Below are 24,021 nucleotides of genomic sequence, written 5' to 3'. Positions count from 1 at the left end.
ACCGATCGCCTGATCAAGGCGGGTGCGGTAGGCCGCCGGCGCCTCGGCCGCGGTGGTGATGATTACCTTGGCCTCTTACCCTCCCATGTTGTATAGAACCAAGTGCTATAAGAACACGGTGGACAGGACCGGAGACCGGCCCTCCACACTGTATAGCTGGTGTTGTCAGTGCGTAGCACTGACTCATAAAAAAGCGCTTTTCCCAGATGGAGCCCTTTGGGCGACAGCGGGGCTTTCTCCAGGCAGCTCTGCTGCCTAGAGAAGTCTTTAAAGGAGGGTATTAATGTCCGTCATTTAAGCCAGAACCCTCCCGACAATTAAGTACCGGTACCCAGAGTGTTATCCACAGAATTTGGGATTAGCGGTCATCGTTTGGGGAAGGAGGGCTGGATTGGCCGGCAAGAACACACACCGATTAGGTGGAAGTGCTGCCAAATCATCGGAATGAACGGGCTGGAAGGGGTACGAGGGAGCCAAAAGGCAATAGGGTGCCTACCGCGACTGCAACCAAGTCAGCGCGGCGCGGTGGACAGCATCGGGAGAGAGGGTCGGATCTTGGATCATCAGGTCGGCGCATTTCAGGGTGTAGACTCGCCGTGTTTCCTCATTCCAGTTCGACCAGGTTTGCGGTGGTCCTGTGGGGGGAGACTGAGGGGAGGGGGCACTGCCGACGTTCCCGTGCTGGGACACTGAACTGCCAAATGCGCGCCCCTTCAGGATCAGCATGAACCGTGCGATGTCCGACAGGGATCGTGGATCGGTTCCGGACTGAGACCACTTCCGTGCCTGTTTTTCCAAGCGCCGGCTGGCGGTGTCGCGTTCGCGTTTCACGCGCCGCTTCGAGAACCCCAGTGCCTCAAAGAACTCCACGCGTACGGCTTTCAGGGCCACGAAGGTGTGCCACTCGCCATCAATGAAGCGGCGTACTTGGCTGGAGACGACCACGCCAGCGTTACGCAAGTCGCGCCAGGCCCGCTCCACCTTCCGCGATACTTGTGTAGGTCCTGGGCAGAGTCCTGCCTTGTAACCCAGGTACGATAAGGTGAGGGGACGGAATCCCTCTCGTGTCGGGATGCCCACCCGCAGGCTTGCCAGGTCCACATAGCGCAACAGCGCCAAACCCAGCCGCACGCACGCGTCCCGGCGCTCCACGCGCTGCTGCCGCCAACTGCCATTGGCCGTGTTGAGTGACGGCAACACGCGGGTTGGCCAATAAACATAAGCCATCAGCCGTCCCCCGGCGTCTTTCAGGATATCCGGTAAGGGGCTGGACTGAAGCAGACCGGACAGATACGCCCTGGCGGATGGACTGTACTTGACCCGCGTCGGTAAGGTGCCCAGGAGGTGGCTGTCTTTCCCTAAATGGGTGTCCATCGCCTCCCTCCCGCAAGCGCGGGAGAGGGGTCGGGGTAGCGAACCGTAGACTCCCTCTCTCGCTGCCACAAATGCAATAAAATCGACACTTGCAACACGCTCGCGGGAGCGATAGGCTCCGAAGAAGCGAGCGTGAGCGTGTTGAGCGTGTCCATGTCGAACGTGTTCGTGTTCGTGTAGATGTGATTCGATAAAACGCTGGCGGCGTTGATGTCGATCTGAAAAATAGCGGCTTCATTCCTGGTAGGCGCCTGGAATGAAGCCGTTTTTCTTTGTGCGTCTTTTAAACGCAATGCAGAAGAAAGCGCGGACGCGCGGGCGCTGTCGGCCACGGGGCAGGGCGCGTGCCAGGTCGCACACGTCCTACCTGCCCTGCGGCGGTGGCACCGAAGGAGGGGAGCGGGGATCATTGCTATCGACCCACGGCTCGCCGCGATGCGGTTTCCGAGTGCGTGGCGTGTGAATCCCGCTGCGAAGTCCGCTTGCCAGCCCGTTGGGCCGGGGCCGGCGGGCACTCGCTCAGGATGCGATAGATCACCCTCAGATCCCGGCCGGTCCTTTCCGACAGCGACAGCCAGTCCTCGGGCGTCAACTCCGCGGGATCCCGGGCGCCGTGGTGGTTCTTCCATGCCCGCCAGACCACCTCAATGGTGGCCTCATCCGGATCGGGGGGCCGGCCGGGGCCGCGAGTAAGCCGCACCGCGCGGCGCAGGCTGGTGTATTCCCGGATCCCCATGTCGTACAAGGATGCCATCAGGCCCGCCGGCGCTTCGCGGCGCACCAGCTCCCGCTTTAGGTGCGTTCGTTCCGACTCCCGGTGTACTTGGGCAAGTAACTGCCGGAAGGCACCGCGATCCAGGCGAACCTGCAGGACGTGTCCATGCAACTGAAGATGATGGGACAACAGCGTGACGGTCTCGATGGTGAGACTTTGGAGAGACCGCAACTCCTCTTCGCCGAACCCTAAATCCCGTAACGCGGCATAGTCCCCATCGTGCAGGCACTCGGCCGCGTAGGTTAATAATGCGCGGGTCAATTGCGCTTCCTTGTGTCGCATCAGGACATCCATGGTGCGCCCTCCGTGACGGTATGAATGGACCGAACGAGTGCCACCAGCTTGGTGAAGGCATGCCACTGCGTGTCGGACCAGTGCAGGTACAACTCAGAAGCCAGGTGGAAGGGGTTGAAGGTAGGGACGTGATCGAGCCAATCTGGAGGCAGGTGATCGGCCAAGGCCGTCTGATTGGGATGCTGTCCAGCCAGGTTGGCCAACTGCCACCAGACACAGGCGGCGTGTCCATCCGCCGGTTCCGGCAAGACCACGAAGCCGAAACCGCTTTCGGGCAGAGATAACGGCTCGGAAAGCCCCGCATCGGCGGCGATGGCCGCCGCCAGGTCCCACGCGTGTGCCCGTAGATCGGCCAGATCCGGTGTGGTCTCGGACGCCACGGTTGAACGGGATGAAGGCTCGGACACCGACGATGACGCGGGTGTCTCCGCAACGGACGCCCCGTGTTCATCGTGGGAGGCTTGGAAGGTCGTTGTTGAGGGTTGCCCGGGCAGATCGTCCTCAGTACCGAACGACAGAAGTTCAGGACCGTCGTCGTCTACCGTGTTGTCGCTGCTTTCCTGAGTGGACGTCTCGCCGGCGCTGCCGGCATACCCAGGACCATCAAGCCCTCCTTCGGCATCGAGACTTTCTGCACTGGGTGGCGCGTCCAGGAAGTCCAGATCGTCCTCGGAGTCGTTATCGGGCACGAGGATCTCCCCGCCATCCAAGGCGGCCCCGAGCGCCAGGCTGGCGCGCCCGATATCGCAATCGGCGGACACAGAGATTTCCGATTCCAGCTCCCGCCGGATGTGGTCCAGGTCGATGTCGATCTGATCGTTGCGGGATACGACGGCGGCGAACACGCCGTCCACATCGTCCCCGAGACCGAACGCCTGGCAGACATCGCGGAACGCATTGTGGAGCCCACGCAGCCGCTCCACCTGCGGGCGGCCCATGCCGCTATCCAGCGCGGTGGGGATCAGGGAATAAAGCACATCGACGGCGTAGTCATACCAAACAATGAGTGACTGGCTGACTCGATACCCTTGGCGGTCCAACGCCTCGGCCAGTTCTCTCTGCGACAGCTTTTCTCTTTCCTGCTCTTCCCGAATCAGATCCCGAACATGCCGGATCGCCATCGCCCGATCAATAAAAATGAGATCCCCGCGCAGGTCGTTTTCCTTGAGGTGGGCGAGCAGCGTACGGCACTCACTGCCCCAGGGCTTGAAAATCACCCAGGTCTGTTTGAATCGTTCGTTGCCGGTTTCTTGCCACAGCTCCTGCAGGATGCACAGCCGGGTGTTGCCGCCGGCGCTGACCATGTACCGCGGATCCGGGTCGCCGGGCCGCTTTGTGACCACGAGAGGGCTCTCCAAAGGATCTTCCTGATCACCGGCCGCCAGGATCGAGGCTTTAATCTCCGCGTATTTGCTGTTGCGGTTACGGCGCGGATCGTGGTCGTACCGGCGGATCTGATCCACGTCCATACGCATCGGCGTACTGGTGATCGGGTCGGTGGAGGGCGTCGCGGCGCCGCTGCCGTTTTTCTGATCACGCCGGAATAAGGGGGTGGCAATCAGGGATGCCACCTGTTCGGAGGACGGTCGCTTTTTACTCATCACTCACCTCCCGTTTTGCTGAGGCGTTTTGATCGGTGTGCATGGCCGCCCAGGCCACCGCCAAGTGGATGGCGGGAATACGCCGCTGGCCATGGCGGATCGCGGCGATTGCCAGCTTGGGTGCCGTATGGACGATGGCTGGGGCGGCGCCGAGGGGGCGCACCTTGGCTTCGACGATGCGGGCAATGACGGGGTTGGAGACGTTCATGAGGCGATACCTCCCGTGCGATCAAAGCAGTCGGAACGATGAAAAGAATCAAACAGATCCAGCTGAGCGAGGCCGTGTTGAGCCTGGGGGTTGAGCCAGAGGCACTCGGTGCGGGATGTGGAGCCGAAGCGGCTGGAGCCGCTGGTGGCGAGGGACGCGCGATGCCAGCCGGGCAAGCACTGGTCGTACAAGGGATGGGCGTAGCCGGAGAGGAGTACCATCCCCGTGAGTCCCTGAAGAACATCAAGAAGGACCTCGTGGTCTTCTTGAGTCAGTTCATGGCGGTAGTAACGGGTACCGCCGCTGGAACGGGTTTCAGGCAGGTAAGGAGGATCCACATAATGCAACGTGGTGGGACTGTCGTGGTTGCGCATCACGTCAATCGCGGGGCGATGCTCGATGACCACGCGACTCAGACGCTCAGTGACGACCGGAATCAGCCGGCTTACTCGTGACCAGGCTTGCGCCACGCCCAAATAGGCGCTATCTGGCTTAGTGAACGTTCGCATGCCGGTGCGACCCCGGGTGGCCCCCGCACTGCCGAAACTGAACCACGACCGCACCAGAGTGCGTCGGGCTTGTTCAATGGGCTGATCCGAGGGGATCTGCGCCTGCTCGAACTCTTCGCGGGCGTAGGGGGTGTACTGGCATTGCTGTGCTAGCACGCGGGCGTCATGAGGATCACGCAATACCCGGAAGAGATTGACGATCTCGCTGTCCAGGTCGTTGTACACCTCAGCCGGCGCCGGCGGTTTACTCAATAGAACGCTGGCGCCACCGCCGAAGGGTTCGACATAGACCTGGTGGGGCGGGAAGTGCTGGATCAGCCAATCGGCAATGCGGAACTTGCCGCCGTGGTAACGCAGGATCGGGGCCGGGAGGGTCATGAGGCACCTCCTGACGGCGGGATTGGGAACGCATGGTGTTCCCTGCCGTCCAGCAGGCGGCCGGCACGCCTCTTGCCGATTCGGCAAGGCGTGTCCAGAGGCGTGTCTGCCCGCTGCCAGCGATCGCTGCCGCAAGCACCGCACTCGCCGTGAGCGTTGATGGTGTCGAACTTTGTCTGTCCGCAGTTCCCGCAGGTTTCCGCACCGTCCCGATCGGGCGCCCACTCGCCCCACTGCTTGAACAAGAAGGGTACGTCCGCGGCGTGGCACTGATCACGCAGGGCGCGGGCCCAGTCCGGATGCATGGGCCGGGCACGGGGGCCAGATTCACCGCCAACAATGATCCAGTCGATGGCGGGGTATTCAATCCCATCCTGCTCGTGGCAGTACCCGCGGTGATACCAGTGCAGGGCGTCGCCGAAAAAGCCCGGGGCCACCGTGCGTTTGATCGCCGTCAGATCCACCGGTCCCAGCAGGGGCTCCATGCTCAGCCAGTGCAAAGCGGCGGGCGTGTCCAGCAGTTTGGGGATGTCCCGTTCGGCCTCTGCTTGGTTTACCACTGTGGCGCCCAGCCAGACGTTCGACGGTGGGCGGCCGCCGCCGAGCCACCCTTCCAGCCAGGACAACAGATCCGCGCGGTATGACACGGCATCATCGGACAGGATGTAGGTCAGAACCGCGCGCAGTCGGGTTTCCCAGTTGCCGATACGCTTCGATAACAGCAGCCAGTCCAGGTTGGGAGTGATGCGGACCAGATTCAGGAGATCGGCCAGCCACTCGACAGGCACCTCGTTGTCGAGCCAGTCCGCCAGTGAGGCACAGAACACCCGGTATCGGATCCCGTGATCGATGGCGTGCCGATTCCAACGGTGGGGATGGTGCCAATTGGCTGCAGAGGTGCGGCGACGTGGGGCGCCTGGGCCCCAAGGTACCCGTAGTGTTCGCGATGGCGTACTGCGTTCCGCATAACAATGATCGCACCCGGGCGACACCTTGGTGCAACCGATCCAAGGGTTAAAGGTTGCATCGCACCATTCGATCCTTGTGTTCTCAGCCATGAGCGGGCCCTCCCGGCAATGACAACGCCGCGGCCACGGGGCGGACCCACACCGGCGTTGCACTGAGCACGAAGGTTTGCCCGGACCAGGCTAGAAGCAGGGTTTCGGCCATCATCGACGCGATGGCTTGGGCCGCAGGGGGAGGCACGGCATTGCCAATCCGTTCCCGCCATGCGATGTCGCTGAGTCCGTCCAGTTCCAGTTGCTCTTCCGGATCCATGAGCCCCTGCAGGGCAGCCAGCTCCAGGGTGGTGAATGGACGGTGCCAAGTACCATCCAGAGACTGAATCATGGCCACCAGACGGTCAGTGGCGGCTGGCAGGTATTCCCCTTCGAGAGCTTGTTCGGCAAGGCCGCGGGGATCGGCGACAGACCAGTGACCGTTGTCATGGCATGCACTGGCGGAAACTGCGCCGGTGCTGGCCGTCCAGGGCACCACTCCATAGTGACCGCCGGTCAGATAGTGGTCGCCTTTGCCGCGCTGCATCGTCGGACGAGGATCCGACACGGCATAAGCCCCTGCGTCATCGCCACCGATCACGGTTCCGGTGTTGGCTGTCCAGGGGGTGACTGCATATTTGCTGAATAGAGGTCCGCGAGGTGGGCGGGGATCGGCGACGCTAAATCGACCTTGCCCGGGGGAGCGCTGGCCGGTCACGACTCCGGTGGAACCGCTCCAGTCCACCACGCCGAAGGTCCCATAATCCTGGCCGGCGTATCGTGGATCAGCCACGGAGAATGCCCCGGTGACGGGCCGGGCGTTGCCGGTGATCGTGCCCACCGACTGGTTCCAGTCGCGTACGCCATAGGTGCCGGCGTGCATGTCCGGGACGATCAGGTAATCGCGGAGGTGCCCGTCTTCCACCGCCAGCCGGTTCAGGCTGCGCCAGTCGCGGCCCGCTTCGACGAACGCGAGACGCACCCAGGTTTTCCATTGCAGGCGTGGTACCCGGTGCATTGGGCCGGCACCGGGGTCACCGGGCAGCGGCATGCGGCCGAGGATGCCGCCCACGGCTGCCAGCGGCCGCTTGGTGGGCTCGTACAGGAATGCCGGGACCTTTTCCTGGTGACGCGCCACCATCAAAAAGCGCTTGCGGCTTTGGGCGAGGCCACCGAGTTCGCCGCAGTCATGCGTCGTCTCGGCAACGGCGTACCCATAGGTGGTCAGCAGCGCCTGGATTTGATCCAGCAAGTGACGCCCCCGGGTCGCAATACGCGGCACATTCTCAAAGAGAATCAGCTCCGGGGGATCGTCCTTGAAGGCCTCCAGCGTTAACCAGACGCCACGTAACGTCAGCGCGTTGAGGGCTTGGTATTTCGGGGTGGTGCTTTTGGCTTGTGACAGCAGGCCCGAAAAGCCTTTGCATGGTGCGCTCAGAAAGACAATGTGCGGTCGCTCGTGCCCCGCGGCTTGTTGGATGTCCGCGGCGGTGGCTTCACGCCAGTCGGCCGGGGGCGGGTGGCCGTGGAACGCCTCATATTGTTCGCGGCTGAACAGGTCAAGAACGGTCCCGGGCACGCCGGTGAGGCGCTTAAAGTCCGCGATGGCCGCGGGATTGCTGTCCACGCCCCCGAGACAACGAAAGACCGCCTGCAGCTTGCCAATGCGGGCATGACCCCGGTTAAAGCCCTTGGCGCCGCACCCGCTGCCACAAAAGGGATGAAAGTGCCGGATCTCGATTTTATCTCTGTTTTGCTTCACGGCTGCGCCCTCCCTGTGGCAGGAAGGGGCAGGGGGCGTGTCAGGCTTTCGACGTTCTCACGTTGGCCCGCGGCGGAAGTCGAATCCTGTTGGGGGAGGGCGTCGATGTTCGCCTGACACACTTTAAAAGACAGCACCCAGACAAAGGGGTTGGTGTCCCAGGGATGGGCGCCGTTGATGTGCTCCCACAGGACCTCGAACAGATCCCGGTCGGATAGGGTTTCGTCGAAGTCGCCATGCCGGGACCAGTCATCGCGGCAAACCTGGATGCCCTCGGCCCGTGCATCCTCTTCGCTGATCTCATGCAGCTGCTCCACACGAACCTGGGTCAGCGTTAACGTGAACCGGCTGAACCGTCGAGGCATGTACCGAGAGGCGCGCCAGCGCAGGGGCCACCCGAAGTAGTGCTCCGACAGATCGGTATCGTCATCCAGGTAGCGGATGTGGTCCACGGCCCCCAAACAACCTGGTGTGCGGATGCCAACACGAGGCGTGCCTTCATACGCCACGCAATGACGCTCGACCCCGTCCTCGTGCTGCTCCACCAGGCTGGACCAGGGTTCCTTCACCCAGAGGTGAGAACCTGGACCGCCGTAGGGGCAGGGCAGCCACTGACGGTCTCCCGTCTCCAGGTGCTGAAACGCCACGCCCAGCTGCCCGGTGGTATCGAGCGTCACCGCCGCGTGGAGCGGCACCCAGTGATCCGGATCCTGATTAATAACATCCAGGCCTTGCAGGCGCCGGGTTTGTGTCTTGCGGCCGGTGTGTAACGCTTGAATCAGCGGCGGAATAAACGAGATGAAACGCTGCTTACGCACCATGGTCCGCTCCTCCGCGCTGCGTTTGGCGGCGGCGGGCGGCATCGAGGACGGCGTCAAGGTCGCCGGCCAGAAGTGTCCGCAGGTGGTATTTGTCGCGAAGTGCCCCAACGGTCACAGCACTGACCTTGGCATCGTGCCTTAACCAACGATAACGGTCGGCGTCGCGCTGTAGAGCGGATAGATCCTGTTCCTTGAGCGCATGAGCCGGGGTTGACGTCCGCGTCATGACAACGAGTTGTTCTTCAGAAGCGTCGTAGGCGACGGCGCGTTGGACTTGGCGCTGCGACGTCTCTTCCCGTGTGCGGGCCGCTTCTGGGGCGGAGGACTCGAACAGAAAGTCCGCGATTCGACAGGCGGTTACCTCTGCCTGATCGATACGCTCAAAAAGGTCCTCGATCTCGGCGTCGTCCCGGGGACACAGGGCGATCGCGGTCAGGGCGTGTTTCGCCTCGTGCAGCAGCGCCCGTTCTGGCGTCGCGGGGCGCTCGACCGGGCTGGATTCGACAGCTTTCTTGATGGCATTGAGCGCGTTATGCCAAGGGGAGTTATCGAGGCTAGCCTTGCCAATCTCGATACCCAAGTGGACCGCGATCGCCGAGGACATTTCGTCCAACAACTCTTCGAGGGAGGGTTTAAATCTCATCACGAAGCCCTCCCAAATCGATATGAGGGAACACCTCGCGGACCAGAGCGGACAGGGTTTCCAGCGCAGAAGGGGCAGCGCCGCGACGCCGGCGTTCCAACCGATGGACAGGCACCTGGGCGGTGGCCGCTTCGCGGTACACCACGGTGGAGGGCACCACCGTATCGAGCACGGAGATGGCGCCGCGTGATTCGGCGAACGTGGCTTTACGAAGCGTATCGGCCACTTGGCGCGCGTCTACGGTGTGGTCCATGCGGTAGAGAAGGCCATAGAGATGACCGACCGGAGCCCCAAGATGCTGCATGGGCTGCAGCCGGTCCAGCATGCCCAGGGTGCCGCGGGCAAATTCGCGGGCGGAAAGGATTTCAGGGGGAATGGGCGAAAGGAGGAGGTCGCCGGCGAGCACGCCGACATCTTGTAGCGGGCCGACGGCCCCTTGTGTATCGATCAGGACGACGTCATATCCCTCAGTGGCCCGCAGCGCGGTGCGCATGCGAATCCGGCCGTCGGGCGTATGCAAGATCCAGTTTTCCAGACTGCCCTCGGGATCATCGCTGATGACGATGTCCAGATTGGGGATGGTGGTTTGGCTGATGCAGCCCTCGACACTGCCGCTGGTGACCAGCTGGTGCAGGCCATAGGGCGCGCGGTCGGAGAGCGGGTAGTAACTGGAGAGAGTGGGTTGGATATCGGCATCGACGAGCAGAACACGTTGCCCTGCGTCAGCCAGAATGCCCCCAAGGTTGGCGGTGGTGGTCGTTTTGCCGACCCCGCCTTTGGTGGAGCAGATGGTCACTATCATTGGACACCTCTATTGTATAGAGGTATCCGATAGGAACTTTAGTGAATCGAGAGTGTTCTGAGTAGAGAGGCTGGAAAGCACGACGGATTCAAAATCCGTTGCCTTCGCGGGCGTGCCGGTTCAAGTCCGGCCTCTGGTACCAAATTGACGGCGTGATAGCGTCGGGGAAGCGCCGGGCCAAGCCCGGCGTTTTCGTTTCCGGGGGCTTTCCAGGAGACAGATCCGGCCCCGTGTGAAGCTTCTCCGGCCAGTAATAGAGCATCACCGCCAGGGTGTTGCGGTGTTCGCCGCGGGCGGGGTCGGTGCTGCCGTCGGTGGCCGGGATCATGTCCGCCTCGTCGTCAAACTCCCGCTCCAGAGCCGCTTTGACCTTGTCGATGGCCGGATTGTCCGGCTCTTCCGCGAGTAGGAAGCACAGTGCCATCTCGGTATACACATCCGGCTTGGTGCCTTGGATGACGTGGCCGGCCCGGTGCTCGAAATAATCGAAAATCCAGGCAAAGTCCTTGCGCGCCACGGCATGTTGGTAATAGCCGCTGGCGGCGATCACCAGATGGGTCATACCGTAGATTTTCTCCTGCAGATCCAGCCCTTGATGTGGCGTGTCGGGGGGATAGACGCTCCGGAAGGCTTGTTGGTAGGGCTCCCGCAGATCCTGCAACCCGAGCCGATAAAGGTAGTAGACCAGATTCGCGGTCTGCGCCGAGTACACCTTGATGACCTCGGGATCGAGCACGAAGGACTGGAAATCGAATTCCCTGAGATAGGCCAGGGCTCGGTCGGTGTCCTGAAACGGTGGTACGCCGGCAAGATGCAACTCCTCGAGCTGATTGACGCGGTACAGCAGTTGCTTGGCGAAGGGGAGCTCCCCGCTACGGCGTAGCAAGGCCTTGCGCCGTTGGTATTTCGGGGTGTCGTCGCGGTAATCATCCACTATCTGATTGGCCAGGGCCTGTCGTTGGCTGGCGTAGGGGAGGGCCCGCATGGCCTTTTGCCAGCGCGGCAGTATGCCCAGGACCTCATCGCGAATTGGCGGCAGATAAGAGTCATCACCGGTCAGCCGGTACAGACGCAGCGCGTAGTGCCGTTGTTTGTCCGGTGGCAGGGAGGGCAGCACGGTCTCATAGTGACCCCGGATCTGCTCACCAAGGGACGGCGTGGAGGAGGGTGAAGCGGCGACGATGGTGTCAGTCAGGGGCGCTGACAGGGCAACCAGGAAGAGCAGGGCGTACAGGCGGAAGCCGGACATGGGACACCCTCCGGGTGGCACCCCGTTGACCGGGGTCATAGTGCCCTTGTACAGCCGCTCGGGGGCACCTCGCAACAACCATGATGACGGGCTGTGACGCCGGTCCGCGGTGGGACAGGAGGCCCCGGGTTTGCTAGAATAACGGCCGTTTGGGCCGGTCGCCGAGCCGACCGTGCCGCAGAGGATTTGCAAGGCCCGCGCCGAGCGGGCTTTTTTGTGACCATCATCCATGATGGTCACCCTACGGGCCGTCGCCGGAGCGACGTCAAAAATCGTTCCGGACGATTTGTTTGTGACCACCGTCCATGGTGGTCACCCTGTGGGCCGTCGCTGGGACGACGTCAAAAATCGCTCCCGGCGATTTATTTGTGACCACCAGCCGTGGCGGTCACCCTGTGGGCCGTCGCCCGGGTAACTCGTATGGAGCAGCGATGATCGAAGATGCCAGACCCGCGGGCCTGATCAAAAGGCTGATGGCGCTGGTCTATGATGGCTTTCTGGTGTTGGCGTTATGGTTCATAACCGCCGGGATTTTCGTCATCGTTTATAACCACACGGGGTTGCCGACCCAGGAGATCAACGGTGTCACCCGGGCTGACCCGGTGGTGCTGAAAGGCGTGCTGTTCCCCCTGCTGCTGGTGGAAACCTGGGCCTTCTATGCTTGGTTCTGGCTGCATGGTGGCCAGACTCTGGGGATGCGCGCCTGGCGGCTGCAAATTCGTGACTACCGTGGTGGTCCGGTGCGGTTCTGGCAAACCCTGGCCCGGTTCGCCGCCGCCGGTGTGTCCTGGCTGATGCTGGGGGCTGGTTACCTGGTGGTGCTGGTGCACCCACACCAAACGCTGCATGACCGATTGTCCCTCACCGCCACGGTGGAAATGCCGAAAAACGGCAAAGAACGCTCCTGAACACAGGTGATACGTGCAAGTCGACGACTTTGATTTTGACTTACCGGACGAGCTGATCGCCCGCTATCCGCCAGCGCAAAGGCGCGATGCGCGCTTGTTGACGCTGACCGGTGCGGGGACGGGGCATGGCCGCTTTCCGGATCTGTCCGCCTGGCTGAAGCCTGGTGATCTGCTGGTGTTCAACGACACCCGGGTGATTCCGGCTCGTCTGTTTGGCCGCAAGCAAACCGGTGGACGGGTGGAAGTGTTGGTCGAGCGCCTGCTCGGTGGGCGCGAGGCGCTGGCCCATGTGCGGGCTTCCAAGTCGCCCAAGGCGGGTGGCTGGCTGGAATTCGATCAGGGTGTGGCGGCGGAGGTCCGCGGCCGGCGCGGAGAATTGTTCCACCTGGCGTTTACCGGTTGCGAGCAGGTGCTGGATGCGCTGGAACGCATTGGCCATGTGCCGTTGCCGCCTTACATTGACCGCCCGGATGAAGATACCGACTTGCAGCGCTATCAGACCGTATATGCCCGGGAGCCAGGCGCGGTGGCGGCGCCCACCGCCGGTTTGCATTTCGACGAGGCCTTCATCGAGCAGTTACGGGGCCAGGGCGTGGAAACAGGCTTCGTTACTCTGCATGTGGGGGCGGGCACGTTCCAGCCGGTGCGCGTGGACAAGGTGGAAGAGCACCACATGCACAGCGAGCGTTTCCGGATCAGCGAGGCGCTGGTGGAGCAGGTGCTGGCGACGCGGGCTCGTGGTGGCCGGGTGGTGGCGGTGGGAACCACCGCCTTGCGGGCCCTGGAAGCAGCCAGTGCCGACGGCGCGCTGAGCGCCGGGGAGTCGGAAACCGACATCTTCATCTATCCCGGCTATCGTTTTCGTCAGGTGGACGCCCTGGTCACCAACTTCCACCTGCCGCGTTCCACCCTGCTGATGCTGATCAGCGCCTTTGCCGGCCGGGAACGGGTGCTGGCGGCTTACCAGGAAGCGGTCCGTGAAGGCTACCGCTTCTTCAGTTACGGCGATGCCATGTTCATCGAACGGCAGCCCGATGTGTGAACATAAGGTTTTTTCATGTCCCGAATGAGCTTTGATCTGCTGACCACCGATGGCCCCGCGCGCCGGGGCCGTTTGACCTTTCCCCGTGGTGAGGTGGAGACGCCGGCGTTCATGCCGGTGGGCACTTACGGTACGGTCAAGGCCATGTTGCCCCGGGATCTGGCCGACAGCGGCGCGCAGATCTGTCTGGGTAACACCTTTCACCTGATGTTGCGTCCCGGCACCGAGATCATCGAACGTCATGGCTCGCTGCATGGTTTCATGCAGTGGGACAAGCCAATTCTCACCGATTCCGGCGGTTTCCAGGTGTTCAGCCTGGGTGAGCTGCGCAAGATTTCCGAGCAGGGCGTGGTGTTCAAGAACCCGATCAACGGCGACCGGGTGGAACTGACGCCGGAAAGGGCCATGCAGGTACAGCGCTCTCTGGGCAGCGACATCTGTATGATCTTCGACGAATGCACTCCGTATCCGGCCACCGAGACCCAGGCCGCCGAGTCCATGCGACTGTCTCTGCGCTGGGCGGGGCGCTCGAAAGCGGCCCATGTGGCAGATGAAGGGAACGATGCGGCCTGTTTCGGGATCGTACAGGGGGGCATGTACGACAATCTGCGCCGCGAATCCCTGGCCGGTCTGACGGATATTGGTTTTGACGGCTATGCCATTGGCGGTCTCAGCGTCGGTGAACCGCAGGAGGAGATGCGGCGTACCCTGGCCGGGATCACGCCGCATATGCCCGCTGACCGGCCCCGGTATCTGATGGGGGTGGGGCGGCCGGAGGACATTGTCGAAGGGGTGCGCCGCGGGGTCGATATGTTCGATTGCGTGATGCCCACCCGCAATGCGCGCAACGGTCATCTGTTTACCCGTGAAGGGGTGATCAAGATTCGTAATGCCCGCCACCGCGACGACCTGTCGCCGCTGGAGGAGGGCTGCGATTGCTACACCTGCCGCCAGTTTTCCCGCAGCTATCTGCATCACCTGGATCGCTGTGGTGAAATGCTCGGCGCGCAGCTGAACACCATCCACAATCTACGCTATTACCAACGGCTTATGGCTGGATTGCGGGGGGCCATTGAAGCGGGTACATTGAGCGCCTTTGTCGGTGACTTCTACGCGGCCATGGGCCGCGATGTGCCTGCTCTTTAACGCGAAAACGTGGAGAATTGAGATGAACTGGTTGATTTCGCCCGCTTATGCACAAGCCGCCGGAGGACCGGGCGGTGGCATTGAACTGATCATGCTGGTGGTGATGATCGCGGTGTTCTATTTCTTCCTGATCCGTCCGCAACAGAAGCGCGCCAAGGAACACCGCAATCTGGTGCAGAACCTGAACAAAGGTGACGAAGTGGTAACCGCTGGCGGTATTCTCGGCCGGGTGACCAAGGTCACCGACGAATTCGTCGTGGTGGAAATCAGCGATAATCTGGAAATCAAACTGCAAAAACAGAGTGTCCAGGCCACGCTGCCGAAGGGCACCATCAAATCCATATAAAAAGAGGTGTGTCCGGCCCGGTCGCTCCGGGCCGCCACCTCCCGGCAATACCGGAAGACGATTATGACCCGCTACCCGCGCTGGAAATTCTTCCTGCTCCTGGCCGTGCTGTTCGTTTGCGGCCTTTATGCTCTTCCCAACCTGTTCCCCGATGCGCCGGCCGTGCAGATCAGCAGTGCCAAGGCCGGTGGCGTGGTGTCCGACAGTGCCAGCCAGCGCGTGCTGCGGCAATTGGATCAGGCGGGTCTGGAACATGGGCCTGGCGAACACATCGACGGTGGCTCCTGGCTGGTGCGCTTCAGCGATAATGACAGCCAGCTCCGTGCCCGCGAGCTTCTGGCCGGTTCCCTCGGTGATGACTATGTGGTGGCCCTGAACCTGGCGCCCACGACTCCGGGATGGCTGCGTGCCATCGGCGCTTCGCCGATGAATCTGGGCCTGGATTTGCGCGGTGGCGTGCATTTCCTGCTGCAGGTGGATATGGACGCGGTGGTGAACCAGCGCATGGAAGCCTGGGCCGGCCAGATCAAACTGGCGTTGAAAAACGAAGGTATTCGTTACCGCGACGTGCAGCAAGATGGCCAGCAATTGCGCGTGCAGTTCGCCAACTCCGAAGACGCCGATTCCGCCCGCACCCTGCTGCGCAACGCGCTGCCGGAATTCTCGTTGGACTCCGAGCCCGAGCAGCGGGTGCTGGTGTTCAACCTGAACCCGACCGCCCTCAAGGAAATGCAGGATTACGCGGTGGATCAGAACCGTACCGCGCTGAATAACCGGGTAAACGAGTTGGGTGTGGCCGAGCCGGTGGTGCAACGGCAGGGGGCGGACCGCATCGTGGTGCAGCTGCCCGGGGTGCAGGATGCGGCCCAGGCCCGCCGTATTCTCGGCCGTACCGCCACCCTGGAGTTCCGCCTGGTCAATCAGGACTACCCGGCCAGCCGTGCCGCCACCGGCGTGGCACCGCCGGGCACCGAGATTTTCCCCTTCCGCAGTCAGGGGGATCGCCCGGTGATTCTGGAGCGCTCCAAGATCGCTACCGGCGACGAAGTGACCAACGCGCAAATGGGCTTCGATCCGCAAAACGGCACCCCGCAGGTGAACGTGTCCCTGGACTCCGCCGGCGCCCGCCGGATGCAGCGGGTGACGTCACAGAACGTCGGCAATCCGATGGCGGTGCTGTTCATCGAAACCAAGACCGAGATGAGCTCGCGCACCAATGAAAACGGTGAAACCGAGCAGGTGCCGGTAAGCACCACCGACCGTTACGTGATCAACGTGGCCACTATCCAGGATACCCTGGGCAGCCGCTTCCGGATTACCGGTCTGGACAGCCCGGCGGAAGCGTCCGAGCTGGCTCTGCTGTTGCGCGCCGGTTCCCTGGCGGCGCCGGTGACCATCATCGAAGAGCGCACCATCGGCCCCAGCCTGGGGGCGGAAAACATCGAGGCCGGCCTCAAATCCATGGCGTTGGGTATGGTTCTGGTGCTGGTGTTCATGCTGGTCTGGTACAAGGTGTTTGGCCTGTTCGCCAATGTGGCGCTGGTCGGTAATCTGCTGATCATTGTGGGCGTGATGTCTCTGATCCCTGGGGCAACACTGACGTTGCCTGGTCTGGCGGGCATCGTGCTTACGGTAGGTATGGCGGTGGATGCCAACGTGCTGATTTACGAGCGTATCCGGGAAGAGCTGAAACGAGGCGCGCGCCCCCGGCAGGCTATTGATGAAGGGTACGCCAAGGCGTTCAGCACCATTCTTGATGCCAACATCACCACCATGATCGTCGCGGTGATCCTGTTCTCCGCCGGCACCGGCTCTGTGCAGGGGTTCGCGGTGACGCTGTTTATCGGCATCCTCTCCTCCATGTTTACCGCCATCGTGGGCACTCGCGCCATGGTGGAAATGGTCTACGGCCGCGGTGCCCGTCCGCCGGCCAAACTGAGTATTTGAGGTGCTTATGAGTAACAAGGCTCCTTTCTCCATCAACTTCCTGGGTATACGGCGGTTGTTCGCGGCGTTGTCGATCATTCTGGTGCTCGGCTCCATCGGACTGCTGGCGACCCAGGGTTTGAATCTGGGGATGGATTTCACCGGCGGCACCTCGGTGGTGGCCAAGGGCGAAAACGAAGTGATCATCGACGATGTGCGTTCCGCGCTGGAAGGCACGCCGTTCGAAGAGGCCACCGTGGTACGTTACGGGTCGCCCCGGGATATCAGCATCCGGGTGCCCACCCTGAACGATATGCCCGCGGATCAGGTAGGGCCCCGGCTTACCGAGGTGGTGGAAAGCAAGCTGCCTGGGGTGAAGGTTCTGCAAGTGGAATTTGTCGGTCCGCAAGTGGGTGACGAGCTGCGCGACGAGTCCGGTCTCGCGCTGCTGATGGCACTGGGCTTGATGCTGGTTTACGTCTGGTTCCGCTTCACCAACAAGTTCGGTGTCGCCACCGTGGTGGCCTTGCTGCATGATGTGATCATCGTGCTCGGCCTGTTCTCGCTAATGCGCTGGACCTTCGATCTGACGGTGCTGGCGGCGGTGTTGGCGTTGATCGGTTACTCGCTGAACGACTCCATCGTGGTGGCGGACCGGATCCGGGAGAACTTTCGCGACACCCGTGAAACCGATCCGGAAAAGATCATCAACGGCTCCCTCAATGAGACGCTGAGCCGGACCATCAACACTTCCTTCACCACGCTGCTGGTGTTGATTGCCCTGTTCTTCTTTGGCGGTGAAGTGATGCGCGCTTTCTCCGAAGCGCTGCTGGTGGGGATCGCGGTGGGTACCTACTCATCCATTTACGTGGTCACCAACATGCTGTTCCTGATGAAAGTGGACAAACAGGACTTCATCATTCCGGAGAAGAAGGAAGTGGACGATATGCCCTGAGCGGGCATTGCCGGCGCCATATCGCCGGCACGGTCAAAAGGGGCCTTCGTGGCCCCTTTGTTGTGTTGGCGACGTATTCTGATCAGAAATCCTGCTTGGCCATCCAAGGAATAATGCGCTCGAAGGCCGCCTCGATCTGCTCCAGGGAGGTGGAGTAGCTGATCCGTATGGCATTGGAGCAGGACTCCCCGAAGGTGTCGCCGGCCACGGTGCAGACGCCGGTTTCGCGCAGCAATTTCAGCGCCACGTTGCCGCCATTGACGCCTTCCGGCAGTGACGGGAACAGATAGAAAGCGCCGTCGGGCCGGTAGCCGGTGAGATGGGGCGTTCGCTCCACCAGTTCCACCAGGCGATCCCGCCGTCGCTGATATTCGGCGAGCATGTTATCGACAAAACCCCGATCCCCGGTCAAGGCCGCCACCCCCGCCCACTGGCAGGGTGTATTGGCCACGGTGGTGGTGAACATGTGATAGCGGCGCAGCTTCTTGATCGCGCCCTGACTGGCCATCAACCAACCGATGCGCATGCCCGCCATGCTGAACGTCTTGGAAAAGCTGGATACCACCATGACATGGTCGAGGTCGGCACAGCACGACAGTACGCTGGGGTATTCGCGCCCGTCGTAGACCAGGTGATCGTAGACCTCGTCGCTGATCACATAGACGCCACGGTAGGCCGCTTCCTGGACGATGGCCTCCACGGTTTCCCGGGGATAAAGCGTACCGGTGGGGTTGCTCGGGGAGTTGAGCACGATGGCGCAGGTGTTGTTGTCGATGGCGTCGATGACCGCTTCGGGGTCCAGCTGATGGTGTTGTTCGGCATGGGTGGGAATGGCTTTGACAACGCCGCCATTCATGCGGATCAGGGGGGCGTAAAGCATAAAGGCCGGTTCCGGCACGATGAATTCCCGGCCCGGGGCCGACGTGGCGGTAAGTGCCAGGTAAATGGCCTCGGTGGCCCCGGTGGTGACCATGATGTTTTCCGGCACCAGCGGCCGTTGATAACGATTCCGATAGTAGTCCGCCAGGGCGTCCAGCAGTTCCGGCAGTCCGGCGTCCATGGTGTAACCGGTTTGCCCCGCCTGCAGCGCCTCCACCGCCGCCTGCACCACATGATCCGGTGGTTTGAAATCCGGCTGTCCAATGGACAGGTGAATAACGTCGTCCATGGTGGCGGCCAGGTTCACCATGCGGCGGATTCCCGGCACTGGTATGGTGTGCAGCGCCGGATTCCAGATCGGGTCCTCTGATTCGTAGAAGTCGATGTCCAGTTCGCTCACGATGCCTCCTGTCGACGGTGCTTACCCATTGAGAGTGCCTCCGGTCAGTCGACCCCGGCCAGCGGCGGAAACCGTCGCCAGGGCCGTTGCTGTTCGAACTGATGCCCGGCGCGCAACACCAGGGCGTCATCGAAACGGCGGCCGACGATCTGCAGTCCCATCGGCAGTCCGGCGCGATCCAGGCCGAGAGGCAGTGACAGCGCCGGTTGGCCGGTGAGGTTGAAGGGATAGGTGAACGGCGTCCAGGTGGGCCAGCGGGTGCTGGGCCAGTCCACGGGTACTTCCCGGGCGGTGTCGAAGGCGGTGATCGGCAACGTGGGTGTTACCAGAAGATCGTACTTCTCGTGGAACAGCGCCATGCGCTCCGACAGCGCCAGCCGTTCGTTCACCGCGCCCAGATAGTCCAGCATCGACAGCCGCTCCGCCTTGCTGACCACTTCCATCAGGGCCGGGTCCATCAGTGAGCGTTGACGCGCGCCAAGCTCCCGGCAGGCGTTGGCCGCGCCGCCGTAGAACAGGTGGCCGAAGGCGGCCAGCGGACTGCGAAAGCCCGGGTCGGCTTCCACCACTTCGGCGCCCAGATCCCGTAACACCGCCACCGCTTCGTCACAGGCCTGTTCAATGTCGGCGGCCACGTCCACGTAGCCCAGATTGCGGCTGTAGGCGATACGCAGCCCTTTGAGGTCGCCGTCCAGGGCGGCCAGGTAATCCTGTGGACGGCGCGGCGCGGCCTGGGCGTCGCGCGGGTCCGCCTCGCTCAGCACCTGCATCATCAATGCACAGTCCTCCACCGTGCGCGTCATCGGCCCGGCGTGGGCCAGCGTGCCGAACGGACTGGCGGGCCAGTGCGGCACTTCGCCGAAGGTGGGTTTGTGCCCGACGATGCCGCAGAAGGCGGCGGGAATGCGAATGGAGCCGCCAGCGTCGGTGCCCAGGGCCAGTGGCGCCATGCCGGCGGCCACCGCCGCCGCCGATCCGCCACTGGAGCCGCCGGCGGTTTTGGCCGGGTCCCAGGGGTTGTTGGTGGCGCCGCACATAGGGCTGTCGGTAACCCCTTTCCAGCCAAACTCCGGCGTCGTGGTCTTGCCCAATGGCACATAGCCGTGACGTTCCAGAGCGGCCACCGCCGGGGCGCGCTTGCCCAGTGTCTTGGCGGGATCAACCGTGCGGGAACCTTTCAGGGTGGGCCACATCGGTGTGAGGAAGACATCCTTGATCGCCACCGGGATGCCGTCCAGCAAGCCCTGGCTATCATCGCGCAGATAGCGTTGCTCGGCCTCCCGGGCGGAGGTCAGGGTGGTTTCTCGATCAATCAGACACCAGGCATTCAATGCCGGGTCCTGTCGCTCGATCTGATCGAGCAGGGTTTCGGTTACCTCCACCGGGGAAAGCGTCCGGCTTTGGTAGGCTTGCCGCAGTGCCCGCGCGCTCAGGGCGCGTATATCCTCGCTCATGGATGGCCTCCTCCGCTGGTGGCGGTGCCGGCACGGGGGTGGAGGAACGGCAGGAGGAGAGGTCAGCGTTGACCGTAACCTCGCTGAGTATCCACCGGATTGCGCAGGGGCTGCCCCCGGCGCCAGCGCTCAAAGTTGTCCACGAACTGGTGGCCCAGGGCGGCGCGCCAGCCTTTGGCGTCGCCCGCCATATGGGCGGAAATCATCACATTGGGATAGTCCCAGAGCGGGTGATCGGCGGGCAGCGGCTCCTGCTCGAATACATCCAGGGCGGCGCCGCCGAGGTGGCCGTCATCCAGAGCGGTGAGCAGGGCGCGGGTGTCCACAATGGCGCCGCGGCCCACGTTGACCAATACCGCGCCGGGTTTCATCCGCGCGAAAGTGCCGGTATTGAAGAGTCCTTCGGTCTGGCGGGTCAGCGGCGCGGTGATGATCACATAGTCGGCGTCGCCGAGCAGAGCCGGCAGATCCTCCTGGGCATGGACCCGGGCGAAGGCCGCGTCGTGCTGCCGCGCCCGACGCGCGGTGCCGATCACGTCCATGCCGAGGGCGCCAAGCAGCGTCGCCACTTCCCGGCCGATGGAACCGGCGCCGACCACCAGCGCGCTTTGGTCCCGCAGCATATGGGTTTCCCGGTGTCGCCACTGCCGTTGCCGTTGATAGCGCAGATTGCCCAGAGTGTCCTTGGCGAACAGCAACAGGGCACCCAGCACGTATTCGGCGATACCGCGATCGAAGATGCCGGCGGCATTGGTGACCGGAATATCGCTGTCCCGCAAGGGTGGAATCATCAGTGCGTCGACGCCGGCGCTGGTGGCATGCACCCAACGAATCGGACAGGGGGAGGGCCAGGCCCGTTCCAGCGCGTCGACGCGAAAGTCGGTGACCACCAGCACATCGGTTTCCGCCAGCCGGGGCGCCAGACCATCGACGCCACGGTGCTGGTGGATCCGGGCCAGGCCTTCCAGGCTTTCCAGGCCGGGCAGATCAGGCTCGTCCTCGGCCAGCAATACGGTAACGCGCGGCAACGTCATGCACTGCTCTCCAGAGCGTCTTCGAAGGTATCCACCGCCAGATCGATTTCCTGGCGGCTCGCCGTCAGAGGGGGTAACCAGCGCACCACCTGACCATGGGTACCGCAGCGCAGCAGCAGCAGGCCGGCCTGTTCGCACCGGGACAACAGTGTTTGGGCGCGTTCGCCGTCGGGCTGGCCGGGGGCGCGGACCATCTCGACGCCCAGCATCAGGCCCTTGCCGCGCACCTCGTCGATGTCGTCGTGTTTTCGAGCCAGTGCCTCCAGGCGTTCACGCAGATAGCGGCCGTGCTCGGCGGCCTGGTTGACCAGATCCTCTTCCTCGATCACCTCCAGGGTGGCGAGAGCGGCGGCGCAGGACACCGCGTTGGCTCCGTAGGTGCCGCCCTGGGAGCCGGGGCGTCCCTGGGCCATCAAGCCCTTGGCGGCGGCCACGGCGGACAATGGATAACCGCTGGCCAGTCCCTTGGCGGTGACCACCATGTCCGGTTGGATCCGGGCATGCTCGTGGCTCCAGAAGCGGCCGGTACGGCCGTAACCGGCCTGAATCTCATCGGCGATCAGCAGGATGCCATGGCGGTCGCAGCGCTCGCGCAGACCGGCCAGGAACGAGGCCGGTGCCGGGTAGTAACCGAACTCTCCCTGTACTGGTTCGATGATCAGCGCGGCGGTATCGTGCGGCGGACTCTGGGTCAACAGCAGTTCGTCGAGCTGACGCAGACAAAAGGCGCTGGTGGCTTCTTCATCCCAACCGTACAAGTAGGTGTGCGGGAACGGCGCGAAGAACACTCCTGCCATCATCGGCCCCCACCCGCTGCGCACCTTGGTGGTGGAACTGGTCAGCGAGGCCGCCGCCAGGGTGCGACCGTGAAAGCCGCCCTGAAAAGCGATCAGGTTGGGGCGGCCGGTGGCGTGCCGCGCTAGCCGGATAGCGGTCTCCACCGCTTCACTGCCGGAGTTGGAGAAGGCCACGGCGTCGAGGCCGGCGGGCAGATGCTCGCTGAGCCGGTCGCTGAGCCGCAGCATATTGGGGTGGGTGACAGTGGTGTACTGAGCGTGGACCAGCCGGGCCACTTGTTGTTGGGCGGCGGCCACCACCTTGGGGTGACAATGGCCGGTGGCGGTGACGCCGATGCCGGACGTGAAATCCAGCCAGCGATGCCCCTCGGCATCGAACAACCAGCTTCCTTCACCGCGCTCCGCGCAGATGCCGCTGGATTGCACCAGCAATGGAGACAGATGATGCATCGCTCTCTCCTCCGTGCCGAGACCCTAAACAGGCTCTAAGCCCCGTGGCTCGGGTCGATACCGCGTTGCGCTGCTCGGATTACCGTAACGCGTTGGCAATACGCCGACCCACGGCGTCGGTGCCGCTGGCCGGATGTCCGGCAGCGAGATCCGTTATCAGCGTCTCATGCAATTGGTGGCCCGCGCTAGAAAAAAGCCGGTTTTTTTCGTTCGAGTTCTTAGTATCGGCGGTGGCGACCGAGCGTTGTCCCAACCATTCCAGCAACAGTGCCAGACTGAACAAAGTGGCGCGCGGATCGGCCAGATTGCGGCCGGCGATATCCGGCGCCGAGCCGTGGGTGGGTTCGAACAGCGCCGGCACACTGGCATCGGCGGGGTTGATATTGGCGGAGGGCGCCACCCCCAAACCGCCCGCCAGGACCGCGGCCAGATCGGTAAGAATGTCGCCGTGCAGGTTACTGGCTACCACCACATCGAAGCGCCAGGGACACTGGACGAATTTCATCGCCGCCGCGTCCACCAGCTCGTGATGGGTAGCCACATCCGCGTATTCCGTCGCCACCTGCTGGAAGACGCGGTCATAGAGATCGCCCCAGAAAGCCTGGGCATTGCGTTTGGTGATCAGGCAAACCTGGGATTCCCGGGTTTCGCCCCCGGGTCCGGAGAACGCGCGCACGCGCTTTTCATCGCGGCGCTCCCGCGCCCGTTGCCGGGCCCGTTCGAAAGCATGGCGGATCAGCCGCTCGGTGGCGGCGTAGGTGAACACTTCCAGTTGGGTAGCGATTTCATCTTCGGTACCGGCGCGCAGACGGCCGCCCTGGCCGGCGTATTCCCCTTCGCTGTTTTCCCGGATCACCAGCATGTCCAGTTCCCTGGCGCGCGGATCGGACAGGTAGCGGGGGACGCCGGGGTAATAGCGGGCGGGGCGTTCGCAGGCCCAGAGATTGAGCGATTTACGCAGCGTCAGCAGGGGGGCCAGGGAAACGCTGTCGGGCAGACGGTAGCGGTCCGGTTGATCCAGTGGGCCAGGATCCCCCAACGCTCCCAAGAGCAAGGCGTCGTAGTCGAGCAACTGATCGATAGCGTCGTCCGGCATCATGCTGCCGTGTTGACGATGCCACTCGGTGGCGGGCCAGGGGAGGACCCGGTAATCCAGCGGCAACCGGTGCCGCTGCATCAGGGTGTCGAGGACCGGCACGGTGGCGGCCATCACCTCGCCGCCGATACCATCACCTGGCAGTAACGCGATGGAAACCATGGGCGGCTCCTT

At 63.0% G+C, this 24,021-nt stretch carries 21 protein-coding genes, 1 tRNA gene and 1 pseudogene; 7 read left to right on the top strand and 16 right to left on the bottom strand.

The window, feature by feature from the left end; all coding sequences use genetic code 11:
• Nucleotides 1-492: 492 nt before the first annotated feature.
• From RYH70_RS16400 to RYH70_RS16355, 10 genes are all read right to left on the bottom strand, one after another.
• Entirely contained in the window at nt 493-1,374 is an 882-nt protein-coding gene (locus RYH70_RS16400; protein WP_317009419.1) for a hypothetical protein, read from the bottom strand.
• A 412-nt stretch (nt 1,375-1,786) separates the two neighbouring features.
• Nucleotides 1,787-2,443 carry a DUF2857 domain-containing protein gene (locus RYH70_RS16395; RefSeq protein ID WP_026949902.1) on the bottom strand — a complete coding sequence of 219 codons (657 nt, stop codon included), beginning with the start codon at nt 2,441-2,443 and terminating at the stop codon, nt 1,787-1,789.
• Nucleotides 2,431-4,044, bottom strand: a complete 1,614-nt coding sequence (locus tag RYH70_RS16390; protein ID WP_317009418.1) for a ParB family protein — start codon at nt 4,042-4,044, stop codon at nt 2,431-2,433. Before RYH70_RS16390 ends, RYH70_RS16395 begins: the two co-directional genes overlap by 13 nt.
• On the bottom strand, nt 4,037-4,252 hold the full coding sequence (locus RYH70_RS16385) for a hypothetical protein (protein WP_063139788.1): 216 nt from the start codon (nt 4,250-4,252) through the stop codon (nt 4,037-4,039). The genes RYH70_RS16390 and RYH70_RS16385 overlap by 8 nt, the downstream gene beginning before the upstream one ends.
• A complete protein-coding gene (locus tag RYH70_RS16380; RefSeq protein WP_014994495.1) occupies nt 4,249-5,139 on the bottom strand; it encodes a DNA adenine methylase in 891 nt (296 codons plus the stop codon). Before RYH70_RS16380 ends, RYH70_RS16385 begins: the two co-directional genes overlap by 4 nt.
• Nucleotides 5,136-6,197: a phage Gp37/Gp68 family protein gene (locus tag RYH70_RS16375; protein ID WP_026949907.1), complete on the bottom strand. Its 1,062-nt coding sequence runs from the start codon at nt 6,195-6,197 to the stop codon at nt 5,136-5,138. The genes RYH70_RS16380 and RYH70_RS16375 overlap by 4 nt, the downstream gene beginning before the upstream one ends.
• Nucleotides 6,190-7,899 carry a DNA cytosine methyltransferase gene (locus tag RYH70_RS16370; protein ID WP_317009417.1) on the bottom strand — a complete coding sequence of 570 codons (1,710 nt, stop codon included), beginning with the start codon at nt 7,897-7,899 and terminating at the stop codon, nt 6,190-6,192. Before RYH70_RS16370 ends, RYH70_RS16375 begins: the two co-directional genes overlap by 8 nt.
• Entirely contained in the window at nt 7,896-8,720 is an 825-nt protein-coding gene (locus RYH70_RS16365) for a hypothetical protein (RefSeq protein ID WP_317009416.1), read from the bottom strand. Before RYH70_RS16365 ends, RYH70_RS16370 begins: the two co-directional genes overlap by 4 nt.
• Nucleotides 8,710-9,363, bottom strand: a complete 654-nt coding sequence (locus RYH70_RS16360; protein ID WP_026948549.1) for a hypothetical protein — start codon at nt 9,361-9,363, stop codon at nt 8,710-8,712. The genes RYH70_RS16365 and RYH70_RS16360 overlap by 11 nt, the downstream gene beginning before the upstream one ends.
• Nucleotides 9,353-10,165, bottom strand: a complete 813-nt coding sequence (locus RYH70_RS16355) for a ParA family protein (protein WP_026948550.1) — start codon at nt 10,163-10,165, stop codon at nt 9,353-9,355. Before RYH70_RS16355 ends, RYH70_RS16360 begins: the two co-directional genes overlap by 11 nt.
• 45 nt (nt 10,166-10,210) lie before the next feature.
• Here RYH70_RS16355 and RYH70_RS16350 point away from each other — a divergent pair.
• Nucleotides 10,211-10,307, top strand: a tRNA-Leu gene (locus RYH70_RS16350).
• A gap of 129 nt (nt 10,308-10,436) precedes the next feature.
• Here RYH70_RS16350 and RYH70_RS20910 read toward each other — a convergent pair.
• Nucleotides 10,437-11,414, bottom strand: a pseudogene (locus RYH70_RS20910) (DUF3541 domain-containing protein); the annotation flags it as partial.
• 431 nt (nt 11,415-11,845) lie between these two features.
• Here RYH70_RS20910 and RYH70_RS16340 point away from each other — a divergent pair.
• From RYH70_RS16340 to secF, 6 genes are all read left to right on the top strand, one after another.
• A complete protein-coding gene (locus RYH70_RS16340; RefSeq protein WP_022996346.1) occupies nt 11,846-12,322 on the top strand; it encodes an RDD family protein in 477 nt (158 codons plus the stop codon).
• A 13-nt stretch (nt 12,323-12,335) separates the two neighbouring features.
• Complete coding sequence (gene queA / locus RYH70_RS16335) at nt 12,336-13,364, top strand: tRNA preQ1(34) S-adenosylmethionine ribosyltransferase-isomerase QueA (protein ID WP_022996345.1); 1,029 nt, start codon at nt 12,336-12,338, stop codon at nt 13,362-13,364.
• Nucleotides 13,365-13,388: 24 nt separating this feature from the next.
• Nucleotides 13,389-14,510 carry a tRNA guanosine(34) transglycosylase Tgt gene (gene tgt / locus RYH70_RS16330; RefSeq protein WP_022996344.1) on the top strand — a complete coding sequence of 374 codons (1,122 nt, stop codon included), beginning with the start codon at nt 13,389-13,391 and terminating at the stop codon, nt 14,508-14,510.
• A 22-nt stretch (nt 14,511-14,532) separates the two neighbouring features.
• Nucleotides 14,533-14,856, top strand: coding sequence for a preprotein translocase subunit YajC (yajC, locus tag RYH70_RS16325; protein ID WP_014995999.1), 324 nt, complete (start codon nt 14,533-14,535; stop codon nt 14,854-14,856).
• Between the two features lie 63 nt (nt 14,857-14,919).
• Entirely contained in the window at nt 14,920-16,803 is a 1,884-nt protein-coding gene (secD, locus tag RYH70_RS16320; protein ID WP_317009415.1) for a protein translocase subunit SecD, read from the top strand.
• Nucleotides 16,804-16,810: 7 nt separating this feature from the next.
• On the top strand, nt 16,811-17,737 hold the full coding sequence (gene secF, locus RYH70_RS16315; protein WP_317009414.1) for a protein translocase subunit SecF: 927 nt from the start codon (nt 16,811-16,813) through the stop codon (nt 17,735-17,737).
• Between the two features lie 82 nt (nt 17,738-17,819).
• Here the strand turns inward: secF and RYH70_RS16310 are convergent, their stop codons facing one another.
• The 5 genes from RYH70_RS16310 to RYH70_RS16290 form a co-directional block, all read right to left on the bottom strand.
• Nucleotides 17,820-19,016: a pyridoxal phosphate-dependent aminotransferase gene (locus tag RYH70_RS16310; protein ID WP_316308801.1), complete on the bottom strand. Its 1,197-nt coding sequence runs from the start codon at nt 19,014-19,016 to the stop codon at nt 17,820-17,822.
• Nucleotides 19,017-19,060: 44 nt separating this feature from the next.
• Nucleotides 19,061-20,470, bottom strand: a complete 1,410-nt coding sequence (locus RYH70_RS16305) for an amidase (RefSeq protein WP_116027090.1) — start codon at nt 20,468-20,470, stop codon at nt 19,061-19,063.
• A gap of 62 nt (nt 20,471-20,532) precedes the next feature.
• On the bottom strand, nt 20,533-21,504 hold the full coding sequence (locus RYH70_RS16300; RefSeq protein WP_317009413.1) for a D-2-hydroxyacid dehydrogenase: 972 nt from the start codon (nt 21,502-21,504) through the stop codon (nt 20,533-20,535).
• Complete coding sequence (locus RYH70_RS16295; protein ID WP_022996338.1) at nt 21,501-22,751, bottom strand: aspartate aminotransferase family protein; 1,251 nt, start codon at nt 22,749-22,751, stop codon at nt 21,501-21,503. The genes RYH70_RS16300 and RYH70_RS16295 overlap by 4 nt, the downstream gene beginning before the upstream one ends.
• Before the next feature lie 79 nt (nt 22,752-22,830).
• Nucleotides 22,831-24,009, bottom strand: coding sequence for an isocitrate/isopropylmalate dehydrogenase family protein (locus tag RYH70_RS16290; protein ID WP_022996337.1), 1,179 nt, complete (start codon nt 24,007-24,009; stop codon nt 22,831-22,833).
• Between the last annotated feature and the right edge of the window lie 12 nt (nt 24,010-24,021).

Source organism: Alloalcanivorax xenomutans, from assembly GCF_032810065.1.
GTDB classification, from domain to species: domain Bacteria; phylum Pseudomonadota; class Gammaproteobacteria; order Pseudomonadales; family Alcanivoracaceae; genus Alloalcanivorax; species Alloalcanivorax xenomutans.
Note: the sequence above shows the minus strand (reverse complement) of the source record. Positions and strands in the feature narration are given on the sequence as shown.

Excerpts from the sequence above, each read along its gene's own strand:
- RYH70_RS16400 (WP_317009419.1), bottom strand. The coding sequence starts at position 1,374 with ATGGACACCCATTTAGGGAAAGACAGCCACCTCCTGGGCACCTTACCG.
- RYH70_RS16395 (WP_026949902.1), bottom strand. The coding sequence starts at position 2,443 with ATGGATGTCCTGATGCGACACAAGGAAGCGCAATTGACCCGCGCATTA.
- RYH70_RS16390 (WP_317009418.1), bottom strand. The coding sequence starts at position 4,044 with ATGAGTAAAAAGCGACCGTCCTCCGAACAGGTGGCATCCCTGATTGCC.
- RYH70_RS16385 (WP_063139788.1), bottom strand. The coding sequence starts at position 4,252 with ATGAACGTCTCCAACCCCGTCATTGCCCGCATCGTCGAAGCCAAGGTG.
- RYH70_RS16380 (WP_014994495.1), bottom strand. The coding sequence starts at position 5,139 with ATGACCCTCCCGGCCCCGATCCTGCGTTACCACGGCGGCAAGTTCCGC.
- RYH70_RS16375 (WP_026949907.1), bottom strand. The coding sequence starts at position 6,197 with ATGGCTGAGAACACAAGGATCGAATGGTGCGATGCAACCTTTAACCCT.
- RYH70_RS16365 (WP_317009416.1), bottom strand. The coding sequence starts at position 8,720 with ATGGTGCGTAAGCAGCGTTTCATCTCGTTTATTCCGCCGCTGATTCAA.
- RYH70_RS16360 (WP_026948549.1), bottom strand. The coding sequence starts at position 9,363 with ATGAGATTTAAACCCTCCCTCGAAGAGTTGTTGGACGAAATGTCCTCG.
- RYH70_RS16355 (WP_026948550.1), bottom strand. The coding sequence starts at position 10,165 with ATGATAGTGACCATCTGCTCCACCAAAGGCGGGGTCGGCAAAACGACC.
- RYH70_RS16340 (WP_022996346.1), top strand. The coding sequence starts at position 11,846 with ATGATCGAAGATGCCAGACCCGCGGGCCTGATCAAAAGGCTGATGGCG.
- tgt (WP_022996344.1), top strand. The coding sequence starts at position 13,389 with ATGAGCTTTGATCTGCTGACCACCGATGGCCCCGCGCGCCGGGGCCGT.
- yajC (WP_014995999.1), top strand. The coding sequence starts at position 14,533 with ATGAACTGGTTGATTTCGCCCGCTTATGCACAAGCCGCCGGAGGACCG.
- secD (WP_317009415.1), top strand. The coding sequence starts at position 14,920 with ATGACCCGCTACCCGCGCTGGAAATTCTTCCTGCTCCTGGCCGTGCTG.
- secF (WP_317009414.1), top strand. The coding sequence starts at position 16,811 with ATGAGTAACAAGGCTCCTTTCTCCATCAACTTCCTGGGTATACGGCGG.
- RYH70_RS16305 (WP_116027090.1), bottom strand. The coding sequence starts at position 20,470 with ATGAGCGAGGATATACGCGCCCTGAGCGCGCGGGCACTGCGGCAAGCC.
- RYH70_RS16300 (WP_317009413.1), bottom strand. The coding sequence starts at position 21,504 with ATGACGTTGCCGCGCGTTACCGTATTGCTGGCCGAGGACGAGCCTGAT.
- RYH70_RS16295 (WP_022996338.1), bottom strand. The coding sequence starts at position 22,751 with ATGCATCATCTGTCTCCATTGCTGGTGCAATCCAGCGGCATCTGCGCG.
- RYH70_RS16290 (WP_022996337.1), bottom strand. The coding sequence starts at position 24,009 with ATGGTTTCCATCGCGTTACTGCCAGGTGATGGTATCGGCGGCGAGGTG.